Origin of the sequence: Mesorhizobium sp. M7A.F.Ca.CA.002.04.1.1, from assembly GCF_004022805.1 — a bacterium.
GTDB lineage: Bacteria > Pseudomonadota > Alphaproteobacteria > Rhizobiales > Rhizobiaceae > Mesorhizobium > Mesorhizobium ciceri.
Genome location: NZ_RZPL01000258.1, coordinates 1 through 7,083 on the forward strand (window position 1 = coordinate 1; position 7,083 = coordinate 7,083).

Genomic DNA, 7,083 nt, shown 5'->3' on the forward strand with positions numbered 1-7,083 from the left:
GCTCGGCGTCGACATCGTCGTGCGCGGCGAATGCGAAGAAGTCGTCGAGCAACTTGCCCGGCGCGACGATTGGAGCGCAGTGCCCTCAACCGCTTATCTGCGGGATGCCAGGGTGGTTTCGAACGGCGGCGTCCACGCCAGCTCGTTTGTCGATCATCCACCCCTCGAATGGCCTGCGGACTGGATCGCAGCCCATTCGCACCACCATCACAGGTTCGATGACAATCAGGTCGGGTTCGGCGCGGAAGTCGAGGCATCGCGCGGCTGTCCCTACAATTGCAGCTTCTGCGCCAAGATCGATTTCCGTGATGCCTATCGCCGTCGAAACCACGAAGCGGTGGTCGCGGAGATCGATCGGCTGATTGCCCAAGGTGTCGGCTACATCTACTTCATCGACGAAATCTTCCTGCCGCAAAAAGCGTTGCTGGAAGCCTTGGTCGATCGCAATGTGAAATTCGGCGTGCAGACCCGCATCGATCTGTGGAAGCCCGAGCTGCTGGAATTGCTGGGCGCCGCAGGCTGCGTCTCCATTGAAGCAGGGCTCGAAAGCCTGACGGTTGAAGGCCGGGCGATGCTGGCCAAGCGCTGCCGGCTGGGCACCGAGGAACTTGCCGCGCTGCTCGTCGATGCTAGACGTCACGTTCCATTCGTTCAAGCCAATCTGATCGGCGTGGTCGAGGATGATCCCGCCCTGGTCGAGCGCTGGCGAACCCACCTGATCGACCACGGCGTATGGGCCAATGAACCTGTTCCGCTTTATCCGTATCCGAGTTCGCCCAGCTATCGCGAGCTTTGGGGCGAACCCGACGACCTTGCCTGGGAGCGCGCCCATGACCACTATCTCGCATCCTTCCAGAAATTCAGTGACATCCAGGAGAAGCGGCCCCGGCCGCTGGCGGAACTGGAGGCGACATGTTGCGGACACTGACGCCGCGCTCGTGGCGCATCCTGATGACCGTCGATGCCGTGGGCGGCGTATGGCGCTATGCGCTTGATCTGGCAAGGGAACTTGTGAACGGCGGCGACAGCGTGGTGCTTGCCGGGCTCGGTCCCCAGCCGACGAGGCAGCAGGCTGCGGAGGCAGAGGCTTTCACCACGCTGATCTGGTTGAACACGCCGCCGGATTGGATGACCCACAACGGCGGCGACCTGGATGCGCTACCGCGAGAATTGCTTGCGCCCATGCGCGACCACGCCATCGACCTAGTCCATTTCAACGCGCCGACGCAGGCGGCGGGATTCGATGCGCCGTGCCCAGCCGTGGCGGTCTCCCATTCCTGCGTGACGACATGGTTCCACGCCGTCAGGAAACAGGCAGTGGATGGCGCGTGGGCCTGGCAGAAGGAGCGCAACAGGCGTGGCTTCAATCGGGCCGACGCAGTCATCGTGCCGAGCCGCAGCCACGCCGACATGCTTGAGACCTGCTACGGCCCGATCGCGCGTCTGAGTGTGGTGGGAAATAGTGCCAGTCCGGTGCCGAAGGCCGAAAAGCGCCAACCGCTCGTCTTCGCCGCTGCCCGCTGGTGGGACGAGGGGAAGAATGCGGCGGTGATCGACCAGGCCGCGTCGCTGACGCGATGGCCCGTCTTTGCCGCCGGTTCGATGCACGGTCCGAACGGCGGGCGTACCAGCTTCAGCTATGCTGTTCCTCTGGGAGCACTGCCGTCTCACGAGGTGCGCTCCTTGATGGCGCGCGCCGGCATTTTCGTGTCGCCGTCGATCTATGAGCCATTCGGTCTGGCCGCGCTGGAAGCTGCCATGTCGGCGACGCCCCTGGTGCTTTCCGACATCGCAACCTATCGCGAACTATGGGACGGGGCTGCGATGTTCTTTGACGCGCGCAATCCGCACGACCTCGCTGCCGGCCTCAATCGTCTTTCCAGCGATGCCGAACTCAGGCGAGAGCTCGGCCAGGCAGCGATGCGACGGAGCCGCCGGTTTACACTGGCCAGGCAAGCGGCAGCCATGCGAGGCGTCTACGACAAGGCGGCCCTGGCTATGGCGGGGCGTTGACCATGCGCTTTTTGTTCTACACCCACTCGGTCCTATCCGACTGGAACCACGGCAATGCCCATTTCCTGCGCGGTATCATGCGGGATCTGATCGCGCGCCAGCACCAGGCAGTCGCGCTGGAGCCGTCCGACGGCTGGAGCCGTTCGAACCTGTTGGCCGAGAAGGGATCCTTCGCCATCGAACGCTTCCGCAAGGATTTCCCAGAGTTGATGCCGGTGACCTACAATGCCGGGTTCGATCACGAGGCCTGGATCGCCGAGGCCGACGTTGTGATCGTTCATGAGTGGACGGATCCGGAGCTTGTCGCACGCATCGGCCGTGCCCGGGCCGCTGGCGGCAACTTCATCCTTCTGTTTCATGACACCCATCACCGGGCCGTATCGGCGACCGAGGCAATCTCGGCGCTACGGTTGGAGCACTATGACGGCGTCCTCGCCTTTGGCGAGACCTTGCGCGAGAGCTATCTGCGCGCCGGCTGGGGCAAGCGCGTCTTCACCTGGCATGAAGCCGCGGACGATCGCCTGTTCAAGCCGCACCCAGAGATCCATCCCATGTCCGATCTGGTCTGGATTGGAAACTGGGGCGACGATGAGCGGACTGCCGAACTCAAGGAATTTCTGATCGAGCCAGTACACGATCTCGGTCTCGAGGCCACTGTTCACGGCGTACGCTATCCCAAGCCCGCACTTGCGGACCTGGCCGCCGCCGGACTGCGCTATGATGGGTGGATCGCCAATGCCGATGTGCCGAAGGCGTTCGCCGCGCATCGTGTCACCGTTCACATCCCACGGCGCCCCTATCGTGAGGGATTGCCTGGAATTCCGACGATCCGGATGTTCGAGGCGCTCGCCTGCGGCATTCCGCTGATTTCAGCACCCTGGTCCGATGTCGAGCAGTTGTTCAGGCCCGGCGTCGACTTCCTGTTTGCGGAGAACGGCTCTCAGATGCGGCAACACTTGCGGGCGGTATTGGCCGATGCGGATTTCGCGGCTTCCCTGGTGACTTCGGGCCTCGAGACCATTCGCTCCCGGCATACCTGCCAGCACCGCGTTGACGAGCTGTTCCGCGTGCTCACGGCATGCACGACCGAACATACCATCAACAACACCACCGCAAAGGAAGCCGCCGCATGAAGATGGCATTCTACGGATCGAGTCTTTTGTCGTCCTACTGGAACGGTGCCGCGACTTACTATCGCGGGTTGCTGAAGGCGCTTTCCCAATTGGGCTACGAAATCACCTTCTATGAACCCGACGTCTACGACCGGCAGAAGAATCGCGACATCGAGGCGCCTGACTGGTGCACTGTCGTCGTTTATGAAGCGACCCAGCACGCGCTGATGCAGGTCGCGGCACGTGCCGCCAGCGCCGACATCGTCGTCAAGGCGAGTGGCGTCGGTTTCGAGGACGAGGCGCTGCTGCGCGCCGTTCTCGACCACGCCCGCAGCGACGCGCTGGTGGTATTCTGGGACGTGGACGCTCCGGCAACCCTTGCCCAGTTGCGCGACGAACCGGACCATCCGCTCCATAGCGCCCTGCAAGAAATCGACCTTGTGCTGACCTATGGAGGCGGCGACCCCGTGGTATGGGCCTACCGTGCCATGGGGGCGAACGAATGCGTGCCGATCTACAATGCGCTCGATCCCCAAACGCATTATCCGGTCACCAGCAATGCGCGTTTCGCTTGCGATCTGGCGTTCCTTGGCAACAGGCTGCCGGATCGTGAGGCACGGGTCGAAGCGTTTTTCCTCGATCCCGCATGCCAGCTGCCGAAACAGCGTTTTCTCCTCGGTGGATCGGGCTGGGGGGACAAGCCGCTTCCCGCCAATGTCGGCTGGCTCGGTCACGTCGGCACCCGCGATCACAATGCCTTCAACGTCACACCCAAGGCGGTTCTGAACATCAGCCGCGACAGCATGGCCGTAAACGGTTTTTCACCGGCCACGCGTGTCTTCGAGGCGGCCGGCGCCGGCGCCTGCCTCATCACCGATGCGTGGCTGGGCGTGGAACTGTTCCTGAAACCAGGCGAGGAGATCCTGGTGGCGCGCGACGGCGGCGATGTCGCCGAGATCATGTGCTCGCTGACCTCCAGTCGGGCAAAGGCAATCGGCCAGGCCGCACTTTGCCGCGTGCTGGCCGATCACACCTACGCGTTGCGGGCGGACGTGGCCGATGCAGTCTTCAAACGTCACTTCGAGCAGGGGACCGTGGAGGCAGCGGAATGACCAAGCAATTGGACATCGTCTTTCTTGGCCTGTCGCTGTCCTCATCCTGGGGAAACGGCCACGCCACGACGTTTCGAGGCCTGCTGAAAGGTCTGCACGAACTCGGCCACCGCGTGACCTTTCTGGAGCGCGAGGTGCCGTGGTACGCAAACCACCGCGATCTGCGCGATCCGGATTTCTGCGCCTTGCGCTACTACGAAACCACCGCGGAGTTACAACGCGACTACGCCCGGTGCCTGGAGCAGGCCGACATCGTCGTCATCGGCTCGTTCGTGCCGGAAGGGCGCGTGGTCATCGACATCGTCGCTTCACTTTGCAAAGGGCGCTTCTGCTTTTACGACATCGACACGCCGGTGACCGTGGCGCAGCTTTCAGCCGACGATTGCGATTATCTGAGCTGGCGGCAGATTCCTTACTTCGACGTCTACTTCTCGTTCACCGGCGGGCCGATGCTTGGCCGTCTGGTGGAGGACTTCGGCGCGCGCCGCGCCGAGCCGCTCTACTGCTCGGTCGACCCGGAACGGCACCACCGGACTGGCGATCCGATCCGCTGGGATCTCGGCTATCTCGGCACCTACAGTGCCGACCGGCAGACAATGCTGAATGCGCTGCTGCTCGAGCCCGCACGGCATATGCCGGACCGGCGTTTCGTCGTGGCCGGCTCGCAATACCCATCCGACATCATCTGGCCGGACAATGTTGAACGTATCGAACATCTGCCGCCCGCCGATCATGCCGCGTTCTACAGCCGTCAGCGTTACACGCTGAACGTCACACGCAGTTCCATGATAGCTGCCGGATGGTCGCCCAGTGTGCGCCTGTTCGAAGCGGCTGCTTGCGGCACGCCCATCATCAGCGATCGCTGGCCAGGGCTCGACAGCTTCTTTCCTGCATCGGCGATCCACACCGCCGGGGAAACGGACGATGTCGTCGAGATCCTGTTCGGCGAGTCCGAGCGCACACGCCTCGCCATGGCCCGCCGGGCCCGCGAACGCGTCCTCGCATCCCACACCGGTGCGGCCAGGGCCCGCGAATTCGTGGCGGCGTTGACACAGCCAAGGGCGGCGGCCCTCGATTTCGACATCGGAAGCGCAGCATGACCAGCAGACAGGAGAAAACGGCGATGCGACAAACACGAAACGCGCGAAGGGCAAAGGCAGTGCTTGTTGCCGGCGGTGCGGGATTCCTCGGTTCGCATCTTTGCGAAACATTGCTCCGCAACGGCTGGCGCGTGATCTGCGCCGACAATTTTCTGACTGGGCGCATGGAGAACATCATCTCGATCATGGACCATCCGGGTTTCCGGTTGATCGAGCAGGATATCTGCCGGCCATTGGATCTCGGCGAGCCCGTGGAGCGTATCTTCAACCTGGCATGCGCTGCCTCGCCGCCGCGTTACCAGGCCGACCCTATCCACACCACGCGAACCTGCGTGATTGGAACGCTCAACCTGCTCGAACTCGCTGTCCGATATGACGCGCGGCTGCTACAGGCCTCGACGAGCGAAGTGTATGGCGATCCGGAACAGCATCCCCAGAGGGAGGATTATGTCGGCCACGTGAACTGCACCGGTCCGCGCGCCTGCTACGACGAGGGCAAACGCACCGCCGAAACGCTTTGCTTCGACTATCTGAGAGCCGGCAAAGCCGACGTGCGCGTCGCGCGCATCTTCAACACCTACGGTCCGAGAATGGATCCGGCGGACGGCCGCATCGTCTCGAACCTGATCATGCAGGCGCTCGAGAAACGTCCCCTGACGATCTTCGGCGACGGCTTGCAGACGCGATCCTTCTGCTATGTCTCCGATCAGATCGATGGATTGAGGCGCCTGATGGATATCGATCCCAATCCAGGCAAGCCGGTCAATCTGGGCAATCCCGGAGAATTCACCATCGTGCGACTGGCTGCGTTGGTGAAGGCGATGACGGGTACCAAATCGGATCTGAGATTTCTACCGCTGCCGCAAGACGATCCTCGGCGCAGGCAGCCCGATATTTCGCGTGCAAAAGCGCTGCTCGGCTGGACGCCGAAGGTGCCCCTCAACGAAGGGCTCAAGCTGACGATCGATTATTTCGCAGCTCTCGAAGGCAGCCGCATCGGCGATCAGATGACGGGCTTTGCCAAAAGAGCGAGGCCCGCACCCGGAGGGCTGCAGAACCTTCCGGCGTGATGCGAGATGGCGCCGAACCTTTCCCGAGATCGTGCGGAACATCCGCCCAGGCTTGTGGTTTGGCAGAAGGACCCGATATGGAGGATCACCCTCATGCAACCCAAGCGCCCCTCGAGGGATATCGACCAGATGGCCGAACGCGAGACCGCTGCCTATCTGCGGCGCGCCTCGATTACCTATCTCGAGTGCTGCGTCAGCCTGATGATGACGCATCTGCAGCGCGAGGAAGTGGCCACTATTCTCGAGCAGGAAGCAGACATGCTGCGAAGGCTGGACTGATCGGAAACGATCATATCCGGCATTCGTCCAGGAACCGTATCAGCGGCATCCTATATCGGTCTGCCATCTCGGCCAACCTTGTTTTTTCCCCGCCGTCCTCGGATTGCGCAGCCGTGCTCCAGAGCCCGAGTTGGAATGCCAAATAGCATGGTTCGAAAAAGCCGATGTGGTCATGGTCGATGGCAAGTTCCATTCCCTCGACCAAGGTCCTCACATCGCTGTCGGACAGTCCATACTCGACGCGGGCGCCGGCAATGTCCCACTCGATCGGTTGGCAGCCGATCAAATCATGTGCCCGGCAGTGGTCAACAGCATCTGTCTTGAGCACCGTGCCATCTGCACGAACGAGAAACTCCCACGGTTGAAGCTTTCCGTCGATTTCAACGCGCTGCAGCAC

Annotated in this window: 7 protein-coding genes and 1 pseudogene; 7 read left to right on the plus strand and 1 reads right to left on the minus strand. The window is 62.3% G+C overall.

Going from position 1 to position 7,083, the window contains the following annotated elements:
* The 7 genes from ENZ75_RS15335 to ENZ75_RS15365 all read left to right on the plus strand — a co-directional run.
* On the plus strand, positions 1 to 928 hold a 928-nt coding region (locus tag ENZ75_RS15335), incomplete at its 5' end, for a TIGR04295 family B12-binding domain-containing radical SAM protein (RefSeq protein WP_128278168.1).
* On the plus strand, positions 913 to 2,013 hold the full coding sequence (locus ENZ75_RS15340) for a glycosyltransferase family 4 protein (RefSeq protein WP_063170155.1): 1,101 nt from the start codon (positions 913 to 915) through the stop codon (positions 2,011 to 2,013). The genes ENZ75_RS15335 and ENZ75_RS15340, both read left to right, overlap by 16 nt.
* A gap of 2 nt (positions 2,014 to 2,015) precedes the next feature.
* Positions 2,016 to 3,146, plus strand: coding sequence for a glycosyltransferase (locus ENZ75_RS15345; RefSeq protein ID WP_063170154.1), 1,131 nt, complete (start codon positions 2,016 to 2,018; stop codon positions 3,144 to 3,146).
* Positions 3,143 to 4,237, plus strand: coding sequence for a glycosyltransferase (locus ENZ75_RS15350; RefSeq protein WP_013533197.1), 1,095 nt, complete (start codon positions 3,143 to 3,145; stop codon positions 4,235 to 4,237). The genes ENZ75_RS15345 and ENZ75_RS15350 overlap by 4 nt, the downstream gene beginning before the upstream one ends.
* Positions 4,234 to 5,337, plus strand: a complete 1,104-nt coding sequence (locus ENZ75_RS15355) for a glycosyltransferase (protein ID WP_063170153.1) — start codon at positions 4,234 to 4,236, stop codon at positions 5,335 to 5,337. The genes ENZ75_RS15350 and ENZ75_RS15355 overlap by 4 nt, the downstream gene beginning before the upstream one ends.
* A 23-nt stretch (positions 5,338 to 5,360) precedes the next feature.
* On the plus strand, positions 5,361 to 6,407 hold the full coding sequence (locus ENZ75_RS15360; RefSeq protein WP_013533199.1) for a UDP-glucuronic acid decarboxylase family protein: 1,047 nt from the start codon (positions 5,361 to 5,363) through the stop codon (positions 6,405 to 6,407).
* Positions 6,408 to 6,500: 93 nt separating this feature from the next.
* Positions 6,501 to 6,686, plus strand: coding sequence for a hypothetical protein (locus tag ENZ75_RS15365; RefSeq protein WP_013533200.1), 186 nt, complete (start codon positions 6,501 to 6,503; stop codon positions 6,684 to 6,686).
* Between the two features lie 10 nt (positions 6,687 to 6,696).
* Here ENZ75_RS15365 and ENZ75_RS15370 read toward each other — a convergent pair.
* Positions 6,697 to 7,083 (minus strand): annotated as a pseudogene (locus ENZ75_RS15370) (hypothetical protein); the annotation flags it as partial.